The organism is Paenibacillus sp. NPDC057886 (assembly GCF_042796655.1).
Taxonomy (GTDB): Bacteria; Bacillota; Bacilli; order Paenibacillales; family Paenibacillaceae; genus Paenibacillus.
In genome coordinates, this window is sequence record NZ_JBHVMZ010000016.1 from 38,173 (window position 1) to 55,669 (window position 17,497).

Here is a 17,497-nt window from a genome sequence, read left to right on the forward strand (position 1 = left end):
TCCATAAGCTAGGGTTAAAGAAGGAGGGGTACATGCCATGGTTGAGCAAAGTAAGACGAAACAGCATCATCTGAGCATGCAAAATCGGAAACTGCTGGATCTGACGGGTGTCTCCAATGTGGAGAGCTTCGACAGTGAGGAATTTTTGCTGCAAACTGAACTTGGGCATCTGACCATCCGGGGGCACAATTTACATATCAAAAACCTGAGCCTGGAGGACGGTTTGTTATCCATCGAGGGCACTGTTAGTTCTCTTGAATATCTGGACCCCGGTTCCCAGTCCAAAAACGGTAAAGGCCTGTTCGGCAAGATGTTCCGATGAGTCCGGATACTCAATGGATCACATTGATGTGGATGCTGATGTCGGGAGCCGTGATGGGGATGGCCTACGACAGTTACCGGGTACTGTCCGGTCAGCTGCGGTTCCCGAGATGGAGCGTCCACACGCTGGATCTGTTGTATTGGGTCGCTTCCGCGCTGTTCGTCTTCCGGATGCTGTATGCCGGGAACCACGGACAGCTGCGGTTTTATGTCTTTTTGGGGCTGATTATAGGGGTTTGCTTCTATTTTTGGCTTTTAAGTGTTACAACCCAGCGTTTTGTGGTAATGTTAATTAAACTCGCAAGAACGCTGATTCATTGGTGTGGACATATCCTTAACATCCTGATCGTTATGCCCGCTAAAGGACTTTACAAGCTAGTGCGCGTATTATTTGGTGTCGTACTCGCCATACTGTTATTCCTGGGTAAGCTGGTGCTGCAATGTTTGGTACCTTTCGGCAAGTTGTTCCGCTGGATGTTTAGGCCAATCCTGAAACATTGGGTTACGCCGCGTTGGATAATCCGTGCGGGTTCAAGTATCGCAGCGATGTGGAAACGCTGGTTTTAAGGAGGTCCGATAATGGGTAAAACACCTATGAGCAAATCAAAAGCTCCAGCAGGCCAAGGAAAATCTGCAGGTGCCAAAAGGCGTCTCATGCTCTGGATGACCTTTATGGTTGTGTTTATGATTTGGGCAGGATATACGTTCCTTGTGCAGACTGCGCAAATTTCGGACAAGAGTTCTCATCTGGCTGCCCAGCAATCTTCAAAGGAAGAGACATTGAAGAAGCTGGATCAATTGAAGTACGAAGTCAGTCGGTTGAAGGATCCCGAATACATAGGACAGCTGGCTCGAAAAAAAGGATACTATCTGCCTGAGGAAACACCAATTCAGGTTGAAGATTCAGGGAACTGATGTAATTTGGCTCATTATCGAGCAAGGATTGTTATCTATATGTCTGAAGCCGTTATACCGGAAAAAATAGGCTACCTTAAGGGGTAGTGCTCAGTTGACCTTGGTTTGCGGCATAAGGTATAATTAAATTAGCACAGCATTGATTTTGGCATTCAAAAAATCGGGTTGTATATTTTTAAGGGAGGATCATTTTATTCTATGGCAATTGAAGTGGGCACCAAGTTAGAGGGCAAGGTGACAGGCATCACGCATTTTGGAGCATTTGTGGATCTGTCAGGAGGTGTCACGGGTCTCGTTCACATCTCGGAAATCGCCGACAATTATGTCAAAGATGTCAACGACCACCTGAAGCTTAATGACCTCGTTACCGTTAAGGTCATCAACGTTGACAAGGATGGCAAGATTGGGCTTTCCATTAAGCAAGCTGTTGACAAACCGGTTGAGCAACAAACACAGTCCAGACCCCCAAGAGCTCCTAGACCGGAACGCAGTGGAGGAGATCGCGAACGATTCAGCGGTGGAGGCCCAAGTGGTGGCCAAGGCCGTGGCGGCGGTGGTGGTGGATTTAACCGTGACCGCGGAGGCCGTTCTTTCAAGCCCGCAGCAGGCAAACCTTCATTTGAGGATAAAATGTCACGCTTCCTGAAAGATAGCGAAGAACGGATCTCTTCGTTGAAGAAGAACACAGAAGGCAAACGTGGTGGCCGTGGAGCCAAACGCGTGTAATCTGGTTCAACCTGATTTAAAATATAAGAAAAACCGTTAGCCTTGGGGCTGGCGGTTTTTTTGCGTTTGTTTTTAATTTTGGAGTTTAACCGTTCAGATATAGACAATTAACTGGATCCATAGCCATTTTTGTAAAGTGAAGCTCCATATCCCCAGTTTTTCTGCACAGGAAAAAAAGTACATAAGAACATTTGTCGTCTACCATTTTTTACCGACAGGTTTCCGTGGCATTCCACAGGTATCCTGCTCAAATCGTGGCGATGACGAAGCGCGTCCGGTTCAAAATCAGACAAGTGCCTTGTCGGCAAGGTATGTGGCAAATGGATGAAACCACAATAAGGCCGGGGGTTCCGCACCACCGCGCCGTGGCTGTTTCTTTTGTCGTAAAGTTTTTGGACCCTGCCCACCAATTGTGACAAACTATGTCTTCTATTCTATCTATAATCAGAACCATCGAGAACGAAACACGAAAATTAAATTAATCGAATGGGGTGCCTTGAGGATGATGGAAAAGTGGAATGTCATTCAATTTCCGGGAATGAAAGCTGGTAAAGGAGGTACAGAAGCTCGGGAGGAGCTGTCGGTACGTCTCAAGCAGTGGATGAGCTCCCGCAAGGCCGTCCAAATCGTTGCTGCACGTAAATGGGTGCTGCTTCTCACCTTTATGGGATTTTTGCTGGGCAAGGCCATGATTCTGAATGAATTATCGCCCTTTGCGATTGCTTACTTTGCGGTCATCGCTTTTATGCGCAGGGATTACATTATTCCGGTAGGAGCCGCGTTGCTGGCAGGAAGTCTCTTCGCCCCGTTTCCGGTACCGCTGATTGTTGCTTCGGAGATCGCGATCTTCTATCTGTTGTTCAGAGGACTGGAGTCTTATGACCGCGCTGAATTATCTTATGCGCCAACGATGGTGTTTACGACTACTTTTATGGTCAAGTTATTCGCCGTTGTCATTGGGCCGTCTTTCAGCTGGTACGCTATGCTAATGCTCACGATGGATTCCGTACTCAGCTTTGTGCTTACCCTGGTTTTCATACAGGCCATACCGATCTTCACGTATCGCAAAAAAAAATTCAACCTAAAGAACGAGGAGATCCTCTGTCTGATCATCTTGTTGGCCTCCGTAATGACGGGGGCGGTGGGCTGGACCATCCAGTCCCTGTCCGTAGAGCATATGCTCTCCCGGTATCTCATTCTGATCTTCGCGCTGGTGGGCGGAGCCCCCCTCGGAGCCTCGGTTGGGGTCATTACTGGTCTCATTCTGAGTTTGGCCGACATGTCGGCGGTGTATCAGATGAGTCTGCTTGCTTTTGCAGGCATGCTGGCGGGTATGCTCCGAGAGGGAAAACGTGCAGCGGTCGCGTTAGGTATGTTACTGGGTTCCTCCATTCTATCCATATATCTGGGTGGTCCGGGGGATGTCATGAATTCCTTATGGGAAACGTGTGCAGCCATCGTTCTGTTTATGTTGACGCCAAAAAGCATGCTGACAGCCATTTCTAAATATGTTCCTGGTACGCAGGATCACACGAAATCGCAGCATGAATATGCGAAGCGGATCAGGGATGTCACCGCAGAACGGGTCACTCGCTTCTCGCAGGTATTCCGTCAGCTGTCACGCAGCTTCGATCAGATGTCCGGTGCGGGGGAGCCGGTGAAAAACGAAGGCGGGATGGAGCATTTCATGAATGCCGTAGCTGAAGGGACATGTTCGGGTTGCTTTAAGAAGGCCCAATGCTGGGATGCGAAGTTTATTCAAACCTATAAATATATGACGGACGTGATGAGTTCCATTGAAGCCAACCCGGAGCTGTCAGGCAAGCAGATTCCGGTGGAATGGAACAGGGTATGTGCGAAACCGGAGGAGGTACTTGAAGTGATGCGCGCCCAGTATGGTCTGCATCAACATAACATGCAATGGAAACGTCAGATTATAGATAGTCGACAGCTGGTTGCAGAGCAATTATCAGGGGTATCCCAGGTGATGGAGGACCTGGCGAAAGAAATTCAACGGGAAAGTGAGGAGATGGTACAACAGGAGGAGCAGATTCGGGATGCGCTTGAATCGTTAGGTCTGTCCATACATTCTATTGAAATCATTAATCTGGAAGCGGGGAATGTGGAAATTGAGATTGTTCATGCTTATACACGTGGATTTGACGAGTGCCGGAAAATGATCGCTCCGCTGATCTCGGATGTACTGGACGAGCATATTGCCGTCTTGAATGAGACAACGCTTGATCCTCGCCAGGGGCTGGCGACAGTCACCTTTGGCTCTGCCAAAACTTTTGAGATAACAACGGGTGTTGCTGCTGCCGCCAAAGGGGGAGATGTGATGTCCGGGGACAGTTTCAGTACGGTTGAACTGGGAAATGGCACATTTGCGGTTGCGCTTAGCGATGGCATGGGCAATGGGGAACGAGCACGTATGGAGAGCAGTGCTGCTCTAAATATACTGGAGCAGTTGTTGCAATCGGGCATGGATGAGAAGCTGGCGATCAAATCGGTGAATTCCGTTCTGATGCTGCGTTCTCCTGAAGAAATGTATGCAACGGTCGATATGGCTCTGATCGATGAATATACGGCAGAGACCACGTTTATGAAAATCGGATCGACTCCAAGTTTTATTAAACGAGGGCAGGAAGTTATTCAGGTTTCGGCAAGCAATCTGCCGATTGGTATTATCAAAGATATTGAGGTGGATCTGGTAACCGTACAGCTTCAGCCAGGGGATGTTTTGATTATGATGACAGATGGCATCTACGATGCACCGGGGTATGCCGTCAATAAAGAACTATGGATGAAGCGCCTCATTCAGGAAATTGATAGTGATGATCCTCAGGAAGTAGCAGACTGCCTGCTTGAAAGTGTTATTCGTTATCAGCAACATGAGATCTATGATGATATGACTGTAATTGTAGGTAAAATAGAACATTATCGCCCAGAGTGGGCCACATTGAGAGTACCCGGAATAAGCCGGATGGAACGTCCGCGCACCGTTAGTTAATTGCATATTCCTCTGTTTGAAGTCTCTTCATTCTGGCAATGCTAGTCATAGAGTTGGAGAGTAACCCAAAACGGAGGGATATCGGATGAAACAAATCTTGTTGATCACCGACGGTTGTTCCAATGTAGGCACAAGCCCAGTGCTGGCTGCGGCGGAAGCCCGGGAAGAGGGAATTACGGTCAACGTGGTCGGTGTTATTGATTATGGAACCATTGGTGAGTTGGGCAGCCGGGAGATCGAGGATATTGCCAAAGCCGGAGGTGGAATCAGTCAGATCGTAGGCACAAGGCAGCTTGCCCATACGATGCAGATGATGACAAGAAAAACGGTGGTTCAGACCATTCAACAGGCGGTTAATAGAGAGTTAACACAAATTCTGGGAGAGCATGAGCCCAAAACGGTAACAGACCTTGAACCGTCAAAACGCGCGCAGGTCGTTGAAGTGATGGATGATATGGCCGAGACAACGCCGCTTCAGGTCGTGCTTCTCATTGACGTAAGTGCCAGTATGAAGCCAAAGCTTGCTGCTGTGGAGGAAGGGATTCGGGATTTAATGCTTAGCCTGCAGGCGCGTATTGGTCAGAGCCATCTTTCCGTCTTTCATTTTCCTGGACGACATAGCGGAGAAGAAGCTGTCATGGACATCGACTGGACAGTTGACCCGAGCCGTGTTCGTTCGCTATTTGGACGTTTGCAAATGAAGGGAGCGACGCCGACAGGTCCTGCGATTCAAAGGGTGATTGATTTTTACCGTTATGGTACACTGGAGGAACAGCAGGAAATAGAAGGGAACTATCGCATTGAAAGAGAAGGGATGCTCGGTGACAACGTTGTCTGACGCCTCTTTCCCGCCAGGAACAGTCATCACAGGGAAATGGAATCGCAGCCGTTATACGATTCGGAAGCTGCTGGGCAAAGGAGCCAACGGCATCGTTTTTCTTGTCCAGCGGGGTGAGAATGGCAAACATTATGCGCTTAAAATGGGATTTGACCCTGTAGATCTGCAATCGGAAATTAATGTGCTCAAATCTTTTCAATTACAGCGTAATCATGAGGCCCTTCGGCAGAGTGGCATTCCTTCTTATCTGAAAGATGTGGATGATTACGCCATTCGTGGTCTTGATATTCCTTTTTATGTGATGCGTTACGTTCGGGGGGAGTCTCTGCACCACTTCATTCGGCGTCAGGGAACAGACTGGACACTTCTGGTTGGACTCAGACTATTGCAGAAGCTGGCTCAATTGCATCAGGCTGGATGGGTGTTTGGCGATCTCAAACCTCAAAATGTACTGGTATCGGATTATGGGCAGGTAGAACTTATCGACTATGGCGGAGTGACTTCTATCGGCCGGAGCGTCAAGCAGTTTACTGAATGGTATGATCGAGGATTCTGGAATGCGGGCAGCCGAACAGCAGATGGTACCTATGATGTGTTTGCTTTTGCGTTATTACTGATTCATGTACTTGAAGCTGATGCACTCAAAACGCTGGCTGCAGAAGGATTACCTCAACTGCGAAGTGTGAATCAGCTTACAGCTCTCGTGGAGCGCAGCGAACGTCTCCGTCCTTTTCGAAACTGGACTATTCAGGCATTACGAGGTCAATTTCAGGATGCCGGACACGCGGCTAAGGTCTGGAAAGAGATGATGGCACGCCCTTCTCCTCTTCGTCGCCGTTCCAAAAGTACAACACCGCGTTGGCTCAAAAATGCATTTGCCGTATCCGTTATATTACTTATTGGGGTACTCATCTATGCACTGCGATTCTGACCTGTGAGAGTGCATATACATAACGTAAGGAATGAGGAACAGGTATGGAGGCTTTACGCTGGAACAAGCTGGTGAATAACGTGCTGGATGCAGCGGAAGAGCATCAGTTATGGGTTCCCGGGGATCGGATTGTCGTCGCAGTATCGGGCGGACCGGACTCGGTAGCTTTTTTGCATATCATGCATGAGATCAGTACCAGGCATGTCCCGCTGGAATTGATTTGCGCCCATGTACATCATGGATTTCGGATTGAATCCGATCATGAAGCCGAGATGATGAAGGAACTTGCGCACAGTCTTGGTATAGCATTTGAATGGGTGAAGGCCGATGTACCTTCTTATATGAAGCTTACCGGTCAAGGTCCTCAGGAGGCCGCGCGCAACAAACGATATGAGTTTTTGCATGAAGTGGCTGCCAAATACGATGCGGCGAGCATTGCACTGGCCCATCATGCCGACGATCAGGCAGAGACGGTTATGCTCCATTTGCTGCGTGGTAGTGGGCTTTCCGGACTCGCGGGAATGAAGTTTAAACGGCGAGAAAAAAATGTGGAACTTATCCGTCCATGCCTTCGTATAAACAAGACAGACCTTGTAGAAGCTTGTAATACCCAGGGTTTTCTGTATTTTAATGATGAAAGCAATTCCCTGCGTAAATATCGGCGTAATGCCATTCGCTTGGATGTGCTCCCTTTTTTGGGGCAGTATAATGGACAGTTGACGCCGTCTTTGAATCGACTTGCCGAAATTGTAGGTGATGAAGACGATTTCATGGAACAAGGTGCATATGACGCATACAGGTGTCTAGTGCAGGCGAACGGCGGAAGGCAAACCTTTGAGGTGCCTTCCTTTTTGAAGTTACATGTCGCTTTACAACGAAGGTTGATTAAACTAATATTGAATTATCTGCCTTTGGACAGTGATTTTGTCGACTTTACCCGTATTGAGACCATTCGCCGCAAGGTTATTCAGCCTGACGCGACGACCTGGAGCCTGGATATAGGACAGACACTCGCCTGCACCCGGGAGTATGATCTGATCTCTTTCGGCATACGGACTGACGTACAGGATCAATCTTACGAATATCGTCTTGCTCAATGGAGCGGAACTTATGAGCTTTCTCTCACGGAAATCGACCGGCATGTTCGGCTCGTTCCGATGAGTCCCGAGGACTATCATGTACCGGAATCGGCGGATCATGCCGCATTTGATGCGGATCAACTGCTTATGCCGCTGGTTGTGCGTTCAAGGTTACCTGGAGATACCATGAAAGTGATGGGATTAAACGGAAGCAAAAAGGTGAAAAATATTTTCATCGATGAGAAAATTCCCCCTTCTGTCCGTTCACGGGTTCCCGTGGTATGTGATGGAGCAGGCAATATCATCTGGTTACCGGGTGTTCGCCGGTCTAGTGTAGCTCCTGTAAGGGAGGATACTTCCGCAATCCTGTACATGACTGTAGGCGATTCAGCGATTCAGGGGTAGTGGTTATGGTTCAGGTAAGGCTTTCATATGTATAACTTAGGGGGTTCGCACAGTTGCAGAACGACATTCAGGAAGTATTGATCAGTGAAGAAGAAATTCAGAGTAAAATCAAGGAATTAGGCGCAACAATAAGTGCCGAATATGCAAATCGCAATCCTTTGGTCATTTGTGTGCTCAAGGGTGCGTTTATATTTATGGCTGATTTGGTTAAGAACATTACGGTACCTGTTGAGATGGATTTCATGGCAGTATCGAGTTATGGCGCTTCCACCAAATCATCTGGCGTGGTTAAAATCATTAAGGATCTGGATGAATCCGTTGAGGGACGCGAGGTTCTGATTGTAGAGGACATTATTGATAGTGGACTCACGCTCAGTTATCTGATCGAACTCTTGCAGAACCGCGGTGCTGAATCCGTCCGTGTGGTTACGCTATTTGACAAGCCTTCAGGTCGCAAAGTCGAACTTGAAGCTCATTACACCGGCTTTGACATTCCGGACGCATTCATCGTTGGCTATGGCCTGGATTATGCCGAGAAGTACCGGAACCTCCCTTACATCGGGATTCTGAAACCGGAAGTTTACAGCAACTAATGCTTAAGCTAGTTCCAAGCCCATATCTGTTGGTGGCTTCTGTTGAGAAGCCATGTCGGGCTATGTTAAAATAATTAAAGTGTCTCGAGAGGAGGTAGGGGATGAATCGGTTCATCCGGAATTCTGGTTTTTATTTGATTCTTTTTTTAGTTGTGGTGGGGATAGTCCAGTTCGTCAGCAATGGCGGCGAAGCCACCGATAATCCTAGATATGATCAGTTGCGCGCGGCGATCAAGGCCAATAACGTCTCTGAATTGACGGTTCAATTCAACGGTCAGACGTACCTCGTGACCGGTCAATACAGGGAGACGCCTGATGGAGCCAAATCAGAAAATTTCTCAACGTATATTCCTCCTACGGATGAGGCAATTAGTGAGCTTGTAACTGCAAGCGAAACGAACAAATTCCAATATCATCAGGAACCTATGAAAGGTGACAGCATCTGGTTGACGTTGCTGACTTCCTTTATTCCTTTGATCATTATGTTCCTGCTGTTCTTCTTCCTGTTTAATCAGGCTCAAGGCGGCGGCGGTAAAGTAATGAACTTTGGTAAAAGCCGTGCTCGTCTCTATAACGAAGAGAAGAAGCGGGTTACGTTTGAAGATGTTGCGGGTGCTGACGAAGAGAAGCAGGAACTTGTTGAAGTCGTGGACTTCCTCAAGGACCCTCGTAAATTCGCAGCAGTAGGTGCACGGATTCCTAAAGGAGTATTGCTTGTAGGTCCTCCGGGTACAGGTAAAACCTTGCTTGCTCGTGCTGTTGCCGGCGAAGCGGGTGTGCCATTCTTCAGTATTTCCGGTTCTGACTTCGTTGAAATGTTCGTCGGTGTCGGTGCATCTCGTGTACGTGATTTGTTTGAAAATGCGAAGAAAAACGCCCCATGTATCATCTTTATCGATGAGATCGATGCTGTAGGACGTCAGCGTGGTGCTGGTCTTGGTGGTGGTCACGACGAACGTGAACAAACTCTCAACCAGTTGCTCGTTGAAATGGACGGATTCGGAGCCAATGAAGGTATTATCATCGTTGCTGCAACGAACCGTGCTGATATTCTGGACCCTGCCTTGCTGCGTCCAGGACGTTTTGACCGTCAAATCACGGTTGATCGCCCTGACGTGAGAGGTCGTGAAGCGGTTCTGAAAGTACACTCACGCAACAAACCACTCACCAAAGATGTGAAGCTGGACATTATTGCGAAGCGTACTACCGGATTCTCTGGTGCAGATTTGGAAAATCTCCTGAATGAAGCGGCATTGCTTGCGGCACGTCGTAATCGTAGAGATATTTCCATGAAAGAAGTTGACGAGGCGATTGACCGTGTCATCGTTGGTACGGAGAAGAAAAGCCGTGTTATCAGTGACCGCGAGAAACGTATTGTTGCTTATCACGAAGCAGGTCATACCATTGTAGGTTACTTCCTGGAACATGCCGATATGGTACATAAAGTTACCATTATTCCGCGCGGACGTGCGGGTGGATATGTAATCATGTTGCCAAAAGAAGATCGTATGCTTGTAACCAAGCAAGAATTGCTGGACAAAATTACTGGACTCCTTGGCGGCCGTGTTTCCGAAGAACTGTTTATCGGTGAAATCGGTACGGGTGCATACAGTGACTTCCAACAAGCGACGGGTATCGTCCGTAGCATGGTTATGGAGTACGGTATGAGTGAGAAGCTGGGACCTATGCAGTTCGGTAGTTCGCAGGGACAGGTATTCCTGGGTCGTGATATCGGTCACGAACAGAATTACTCAGATTCCATTGCATACGAGATTGATCAGGAAATGCAACGCTTCATTAACGAATGCTATGAGAAGTGTAAAGACTTACTCGTTAAACATTCCAAAGAAGTGCATCTGATCGCTCAAACGTTGCTGGAAGTGGAGACATTGGAAATGGATCAGATCAAGCAATTGATCGAGACAGGTTCCCTGACTCCAAAAGATGAAAATAGCAACGATGGAGAAGGTACGCCTAGCGAAGGCGGAGAAGCGATCATCGACAACATCGGTGATGTACGCGTCCGTATCCAAGGCAAAGATGAAACGCCTGAGCCACCAGCCGGAGATATTCCTAACGAAGCTCCGAATCTGGACAAAGGAAACAGCAATGACCCGGATGATGGTGGAACGAAGCCAACGTCTTAATTTATAACAGCATCTGTCTATAGTTGCAGATGATAAAGAGGGCCCTCGGGCTCTCTTTTTTATGTATTCCTTCAAATTGTATAGATAATGATAACCGGGAGCTTTAGGGCGAACTACGTAGGAAATGGGCGGTTATGCCCTTGTTCTGGGGCGTTTTCATTTATTGACAGAGTCGTGAACGTTGTGTACATTAGGTGTTAAACCGCTTGTGATTCGTTTCTCAAGCGAAAATAACGACTTGGATTTGCCATATGAAACAGCGTATGAGGCTGTCCCGATAAGGAGAGGATCACAGGTGGAAGCTCTGGCTTTAGAGCGCAAGGCTGAGATGAACCGGGAGCTGCGTGAGCGGCTGATGGAGTTGAAGAAGGAACGTAATGCCATTATTCTTGCCCATTATTATCAACGTGACGAGGTGCAGGAGGTCGCTGATTTCCGGGGAGATTCGTTTCTGCTGGCTCAGAAGGCAGCACAAACGGATGCGGATGTTATCGTTTTCTGCGGGGTTCATTTTATGGGTGAAAGTGCTAAAATTCTTGCCCCTAACAAAACGGTTATCATCCCCGACGAGCGTGCAGGCTGCCCAATGGCAGACATGGTGAACGTTGAAGGCTTACGTAAATTGAAAGCACAGCATCCGAATGCCAAAGTTGTAACGTACATCAATTCTTCAGCTGAGATCAAGGCAGAGACCGACATCTGTTGTACATCGGCCAATGCTGTCAGAGTCATTCAATCTGTTGATTCCGATGAAATCATCTGGGTGCCGGATAAAAATCTGGGACATTATGTGCAACAACATACAGACAAGAAAATGATTATCTGGGAAGGTTACTGCAATACCCATGATATGCTGACGGTCAAAGACGTGGTTGAGATGAGAGCGAAGCATCCAAATGCCGAGTTCGTTGTTCACCCGGAATGTCGTCCTGAGGTTGTAGAGATGGGTGATTTCGTAGGTAGCACAACCGCTATTCTAGAATATTGTAAAAATTCTTCCGCCAAGGAATTTATCGTAGGTACCGAGGACGGTACAGGATATCAACTGCGTCTCGATAGCCCGGATAAACAATTCCACTTTGCTACTAAGTTCCTCGTATGTCCGAATATGAAGGTCAACAACTTGAAAAAGCTGGTTAAATGTCTGGAAACGATGAAACCGCAAATTTACGTGCCGCCAGCCGTTGCCGACAAAGCCAGAGAATCACTAGAGCGCATGTTACTGGTGAAGTAGCATGCGCTACTCTTGCTCCAAGACAGGTGAAATAACATGATACCGCAATATTTAGTGGATTTTGATCTGTCCGCGCTGCCGATGGTGGAGACGGATGTGCTGGTTATTGGTTCGGGCATTGCTGGTTTGTTTACTGCGATCAAGGCGAGTGAACAACGCAGTGTGTTGATGATCACGAAGAAGTCGTTACTGGAAAGTAACACCCGGTATGCGCAGGGAGGAATCGCTGCGGTTATTGCTGAGGATGATTCACCTGCCTACCATTTGCAGGATACACTTGTTGCAGGAGCGGGATTATGCCGCTCCGAAGCAGTAGAAGCATTGGTGAACGAGGGCCCGGACGGAGTGAAAGAACTGATTCGACTGGGTACTTTGTTTGATCTGGAGAACGGCGAGTTGGCGTTGACGCAGGAAGGTGCGCACAGCCACCGCCGTATTTTGCATGCCAATGGGGATGCAACGGGATATGAGATTGTGCGTGCGCTGGCTGCACAGGCGAATGAACATCCGGGGATTGAAGTGTGGGATGAGCATTTTGTCATTGATCTGATTACAGAGCAGGGAGAATGTGTAGGTGCGCTGGTTCAGAAGGCTGACGGTTCGCAAGTATTTGTGAAGGCAGAGGCAACCGTACTATGCTCTGGCGGGGCTGGACAGTTGTATCGATATACGACTAATCCGGAAGTGGCTACAGCAGATGGGGTGGCGATGGCCTATCGTGCCGGAGCAGTTGTCCGGGACATGGAGTTTATCCAATTCCACCCGACCTCCCTTTGTTATCCGGGAGCACCACGTTTCCTGGTGTCCGAGGCGGTACGTGGCGAAGGAGCTTATTTGCGCAATGTGAAAGGCGAGCGCTTCATGGAACGTTATCATGCACAGCTTGAACTGGCACCACGTGATATTGTCGCGCGGGCAATTGTCAGTGAGATGGAATCGACAAACAGTACCTTTGTATATTTGGATATCACTCATGAACCGGCGGAGATGATTAAGCATCGGTTTCCTACCATCTATGAGACCTGTATGCGATACGGATTGGATATGACCACAGACTGGATTCCGGTCGCTCCTGCTGCACATTACATGATGGGCGGAGTGAAGACGGATCTCAGCGGGGAGAGCAGCATTGGCCGGTTATTTGCCTGCGGTGAGGTATCTTCTACTGGAGTACATGGAGCCAATCGCCTGGCGAGCAACTCTCTGTCTGAAGCAATCGTATTTGGCCGGAGAATCGTGGATCGTATTCAATCGCTTCCTCCGCTTGCTCCACTACAGACAAAGGTTCCCACATTAACAAGTATTCGCAGGATCATAAAGGAAGAGCAGAAACCGGTGTCCGAAAGACGCTTGCGTCTGCAAAAAATGATGGTGCGTCAAGTGGGGCTGCGCCGAAATGGCGCTAACTTGCAAGGAGCAATGGAGAAACTGCAACAAGAACTGCAATTTTTTGATCAGAAGTTTACTCACAAAGAAGAGATGGAATATGCCAACCTTTTGACCTGTGCTTGGTTGGTTACCACTGGAGCATTACACCGCGAGGAAAGTCGGGGAGCCCACTACCGTGAGGATTTCCCGCAGCGTGACGATGCCGTATGGCAGAAGCATAGTCTGCAGCAGCGAGAACAAGCGATTGTGGAGGAATTGATGTCATGATACTGAACGGATATAATGAAGGACTCATCGAATCAATCAAAAACTGGCTTCGTGAGGATGTCGGTGCAGGGGATGTCACAACAAGTGTGACAATTCCCGCTGGCAGTCAGTCCAAGGCTGTTATACATGCCAAAGACAATGGAATCATTGCAGGAATTACGGTCGCAGAACTTGTGTTTCAGGTAGTAGATCCTGGCCTTGTGTTCACACCGTTGGTAAAAGACGGTGATGCAGTTACGCATGGTACGATTCTGGCTGAGGTAGAAGGAAGCACACATAGCTTGTTGACAGGAGAGCGTCTGGCTCTTAACCTGCTTCAGCGCATGTCTGGTATTGCTACCCGTACACGTACTTATGTTGATGCGTTGGAAGGCCTTTCTACACGACTGGTCGATACTCGTAAAACAACACCGGGACACCGCTTGCTTGAAAAATATGCAGTGCGGGTTGGTGGCGGAGCAAATCACCGGTTCGGCCTCTATGATGCCGTTATGATTAAGGATAACCACATCAAGGGCGCAGGCGGGATCACTGAAGCGGTACAGCGTGCGCGGGCCGTCATTCCGCATACCATGACCATTGAAGTCGAGACCGAAAACCTAGAACAGGTCAGAGAAGCCTTGCAGGCTGGGGCAGATATCATTATGCTGGATAACATGCACCCAGATCGGATGCGTGAGGCCGTCGCTCTTATTCGTGAGCAGGCTCCGCATGTGAAGGTTGAGGCATCGGGCAACGTCTCGCTAAATACCATTCGTGGTATTGCAGAGAGCGGAGTGGATGTAATTTCAGTTGGCAGGTTAACCTACTCTTTTGAGAGCCTGGATATCAGCCTGGATTTAAACGAAAAGAAAGAGGGGTGAACCTCTTTGATTCTTGTGGTAGACGTGGGCAACAGCAATATCGTACTCGGCGTGTATCAAGGCCGGGAGTTGCTCCACCATTTTCGCCTGAGTACATCCCGGCAGTCGACAGTGGATGAATACGGCGTATTGATTTATAATTTATTTCATATGTCGGGGATTTCAACACGCGACATTGAAGGTGTGATCATCTCATCCGTGGTTCCGCCGCTGGTGAATGTGATTGAAGCCATGTGTGAAAAATACGTAGGCAAAAAGCCGTTACTCGTTGGGCCGGGTATCCGAACCGGCCTGAACCTGCGGTATGAGAATCCTCGTGAAGTTGGCGCGGATCGCATTGTTAATGCAGTAGCAGCCGTTGAGAAGTATGGCGGTCCTCTCGTAGTGGTCGATTTCGGTACAGCGACCACATTTGACTGTATTGACGAGAAAGGAAATTATCTGGGCGGGGCTATCGTACCCGGCATCCACATTGCAACCGAAGCGCTCTATGAAAGGGCGTCCAAGCTACCTCGCATTGAATTGGAGAAGCCCAAGAAAGTCATTGGTCGCAACACCATTCATGCGATGCAGGCCGGCATTATTTATGGTTATGCAGGACAGGTGGACGGCATTGTGGAACGTATTCGCGAGGAAATGGGAGCCAAACCCAGAGTCATTGCAACCGGTGGCCTTGCCAAGCTGATTGCAGAAGAAACACGCAGCATCGATGAAGTGGATCCGCTGCTTACGCTTGAAGGGCTGCGTATCGTTTATGAGCGGAACCGGGAAAGGTAAGAACAGAGACGGCAAACAGCGGGCTGAGATTACAGTCTTATATGTTATGCCGTTTTTTCTATAACTGGCGATTACGCCAAAGGAGGCTGAATGACTTGGAAAACAACAACAAACAAGACCGGTTAATTCGCGGTACAGCAATGAACGGACGGGTTAGAGCCTTTGCTGTCCAGACGACGGGACTGGTTGAGGAACTGCGCAGAAGACATGATACGTTTCCCACGGCTACAGCAGCTATGGGGCGTACGGTTACAGCAGCATCCATTATGGGCGCTATGCTTAAGGGAGAAGAGAAGTTGACTATTCAAGTCAAAGGCGACGGTCCCATTGGACAGATTGTTGCCGATGCTAATGCGAAGGGTGAAGTTCGTGGCTATGTAAGCAATCCGCATGTACATCTGCCGAGCAACAGTATGGGCAAACTGGACGTTGCTGGCGCAGTCGGAACAGAAGGATTCGTGAACGTAACCAAGGATCTGGGGCTGAAAGAACCTTATCGCGGCAGTGTACCGATTATTTCGGGAGAACTTGGCGAAGACTTTACGTACTATTTTGCCAAATCGGAGCAGACGCCTTCTGCTGTAGGCGTTGGTGTACTGGTGGATACCGACAATTCGGTTATTGTAGCTGGTGGATTCATTGTACAGTTGCTGCCAGGTTTGACGGATGATGAGATTACGGTGATTGAAAATGCCATTGGTACAATGCCGCCAGTGACGTCTCTGCTGGATGAGGGGCTTGAACTGGAAGAGCTGCTTCGTCGCGTACTGCCTGATGTACAGGTCATGGACGAAATGGATATTCATTTCCACTGTGAGTGTTCACGTGAGCGGGTAGAGAAAACGTTGATCAGTCTGGGTCAGTCCGAAATGGAACAATTGATTGAGGAAGAAGGCCAGGCTGAAGTGGTCTGCCAATTTTGCAATGAGGCTTACGATTTCAACAAGGAACAACTTGAGACCATCCTAGAGCAAGCCAAGAACTGATTTTATGCGGGGACGGGACGCGGAATGACAAGACAGGAAAAAGGGTTATGGACGGCTGTAATTGTCTTGACGCTTGGAATGCTGGTGATGGGTTCGGTTATGGTTGTGCAAGGCTTACGAAATGGACGTGAAGGAGCAGATTCGCCTCAGGATGCCAATCAGGAAGAGGGAAGTGCGGTAGCAACGATCAATGGGGAGGTCATCACCAACAAGGAATGGACCGAGGCATTGAAACGGCGCTATGGCAGTGAATTGCTGCTCCAGATGCTCAATCGCAAAGCCGTATATGCGGAAGCGCTCGATCGTAATCTGACGGTGACTCCCAAAGAAATTGCGAAGGAACTTGCCGCGGCCATGGATGGGTATGATTCGGAGAAGGCTTATTTTGACGAAATGCAGTCCCAGCTCGGTTTATCCAGGCAGGACCTTGAGTTGGAGGCAGGATACCGTCTCCTGCTTGAGAAAATCGCGACGAGCAGTATTCAGATCAAGGATGCTGATATCGAGCATTACTGGAACGAACATCATGAAGACTATGTTTCCCCAGAGAAATATGATCTGTCTATCATTGTATTGAAGGAAGAGGAACAGGCTGAATCAGTTCTGGATGCGCTCAACAAGGGAGCAGACTTTGAAGAAACCGCACGTCATGAATCGACGGACAGTTACTCCCGTGATTCGGGCGGTCGTCTGGGATGGATCGAGCAGAATGATCCGTTTCAGTCCGAAGCAATCCTCAAACTTGCAGCTCAACTGGACGTTGGCGATATTGCAGGGCCGGTGAAGGTGGAAGAAGGCTACGCCATCATTAAAATGAACGACAAACAAGAGCGTCAGGTGCAACCCGCAGAAGAGGTCCGCGAAGAGATTCGGATGCAGCTGGCTCTCAGCCAGGCTGATCCCCTGCCCCAGGTGGAGGAAAGGCTACGCAACAAGTATGAAGCTGTCATCATCGCTGAAATTCCGGCATCCTGATTATCCTGCAAACGAATGTCCTGCTGCATCTTGATAAAAAT

Annotated in this window: 16 protein-coding genes; all 16 read left to right on the forward strand. The window is 48.6% G+C overall.

All coding sequences use genetic code 11. The features are described from left to right. Window positions 1–37 precede the first annotated feature (37 nt). The 16 genes from yabP (at window position 38) to ACFVQB_RS32940 (ending at window position 17,456) form a co-directional block, all read left to right on the forward strand. Window positions 38–322 carry a sporulation protein YabP gene (yabP, locus tag ACFVQB_RS32865; RefSeq protein ID WP_379449347.1) on the forward strand — a complete coding sequence of 95 codons (285 nt, stop codon included), beginning with the start codon at window positions 38–40 and terminating at the stop codon, window positions 320–322. Beyond that, window positions 319–888 carry a spore cortex biosynthesis protein YabQ gene (gene yabQ, locus ACFVQB_RS32870; protein WP_379449349.1) on the forward strand — a complete coding sequence of 190 codons (570 nt, stop codon included), beginning with the start codon at window positions 319–321 and terminating at the stop codon, window positions 886–888. Before yabP ends, yabQ begins: the two co-directional genes overlap by 4 nt. A gap of 12 nt (window positions 889–900) precedes the next feature. After that, window positions 901–1,236 (forward strand): FtsB family cell division protein, encoded by a 336-nt coding sequence (locus ACFVQB_RS32875; protein WP_379449351.1) that lies wholly within the window; start codon window positions 901–903, stop codon window positions 1,234–1,236. A gap of 198 nt (window positions 1,237–1,434) precedes the next feature. Continuing rightward, window positions 1,435–1,962: a S1 domain-containing RNA-binding protein gene (locus ACFVQB_RS32880; protein ID WP_024633724.1), complete on the forward strand. Its 528-nt coding sequence runs from the start codon at window positions 1,435–1,437 to the stop codon at window positions 1,960–1,962. A 502-nt stretch (window positions 1,963–2,464) separates the two neighbouring features. Then, window positions 2,465–4,972, forward strand: coding sequence for a stage II sporulation protein E (gene spoIIE / locus ACFVQB_RS32885; protein ID WP_379449353.1), 2,508 nt, complete (start codon window positions 2,465–2,467; stop codon window positions 4,970–4,972). Window positions 4,973–5,057: 85 nt separating this feature from the next. After that, window positions 5,058–5,810 carry a vWA domain-containing protein gene (locus tag ACFVQB_RS32890; protein ID WP_379449355.1) on the forward strand — a complete coding sequence of 251 codons (753 nt, stop codon included), beginning with the start codon at window positions 5,058–5,060 and terminating at the stop codon, window positions 5,808–5,810. Further along, window positions 5,794–6,741, forward strand: a complete 948-nt coding sequence (locus ACFVQB_RS32895) for a serine/threonine protein kinase (protein WP_379449357.1) — start codon at window positions 5,794–5,796, stop codon at window positions 6,739–6,741. Before ACFVQB_RS32890 ends, ACFVQB_RS32895 begins: the two co-directional genes overlap by 17 nt. A gap of 44 nt (window positions 6,742–6,785) precedes the next feature. Next, the gene (tilS, locus tag ACFVQB_RS32900) at window positions 6,786–8,225 is read left to right on the forward strand and encodes a tRNA lysidine(34) synthetase TilS (protein WP_379449359.1); all 1,440 of its coding nucleotides are present in this window, start codon (window positions 6,786–6,788) and stop codon (window positions 8,223–8,225) included. A gap of 53 nt (window positions 8,226–8,278) precedes the next feature. Then, entirely contained in the window at window positions 8,279–8,818 is a 540-nt protein-coding gene (gene hpt, locus ACFVQB_RS32905; RefSeq protein ID WP_024633729.1) for a hypoxanthine phosphoribosyltransferase, read from the forward strand. 101 nt (window positions 8,819–8,919) lie between these two features. Next, window positions 8,920–10,965 (forward strand): ATP-dependent zinc metalloprotease FtsH, encoded by a 2,046-nt coding sequence (ftsH, locus tag ACFVQB_RS32910; protein WP_379449362.1) that lies wholly within the window; start codon window positions 8,920–8,922, stop codon window positions 10,963–10,965. A 295-nt stretch (window positions 10,966–11,260) separates the two neighbouring features. Continuing rightward, window positions 11,261–12,199 carry a quinolinate synthase NadA gene (gene nadA, locus ACFVQB_RS32915; protein ID WP_024633731.1) on the forward strand — a complete coding sequence of 313 codons (939 nt, stop codon included), beginning with the start codon at window positions 11,261–11,263 and terminating at the stop codon, window positions 12,197–12,199. A 36-nt stretch (window positions 12,200–12,235) separates the two neighbouring features. Beyond that, window positions 12,236–13,855, forward strand: a complete 1,620-nt coding sequence (nadB, locus tag ACFVQB_RS32920) for an L-aspartate oxidase (RefSeq protein ID WP_379449365.1) — start codon at window positions 12,236–12,238, stop codon at window positions 13,853–13,855. Next, on the forward strand, window positions 13,852–14,718 hold the full coding sequence (gene nadC, locus ACFVQB_RS32925) for a carboxylating nicotinate-nucleotide diphosphorylase (RefSeq protein ID WP_379449367.1): 867 nt from the start codon (window positions 13,852–13,854) through the stop codon (window positions 14,716–14,718). Before nadB ends, nadC begins: the two co-directional genes overlap by 4 nt. 6 nt (window positions 14,719–14,724) lie before the next feature. Then, window positions 14,725–15,495, forward strand: a complete 771-nt coding sequence (locus tag ACFVQB_RS32930) for a type III pantothenate kinase (RefSeq protein ID WP_024633734.1) — start codon at window positions 14,725–14,727, stop codon at window positions 15,493–15,495. 95 nt (window positions 15,496–15,590) lie between these two features. Next, a complete protein-coding gene (hslO, locus tag ACFVQB_RS32935) occupies window positions 15,591–16,481 on the forward strand; it encodes an Hsp33 family molecular chaperone HslO (protein ID WP_379449369.1) in 891 nt (296 codons plus the stop codon). 24 nt (window positions 16,482–16,505) lie between these two features. Continuing rightward, window positions 16,506–17,456 (forward strand): peptidyl-prolyl cis-trans isomerase, encoded by a 951-nt coding sequence (locus ACFVQB_RS32940; RefSeq protein WP_379449371.1) that lies wholly within the window; start codon window positions 16,506–16,508, stop codon window positions 17,454–17,456. Window positions 17,457–17,497 lie beyond the last annotated feature (41 nt).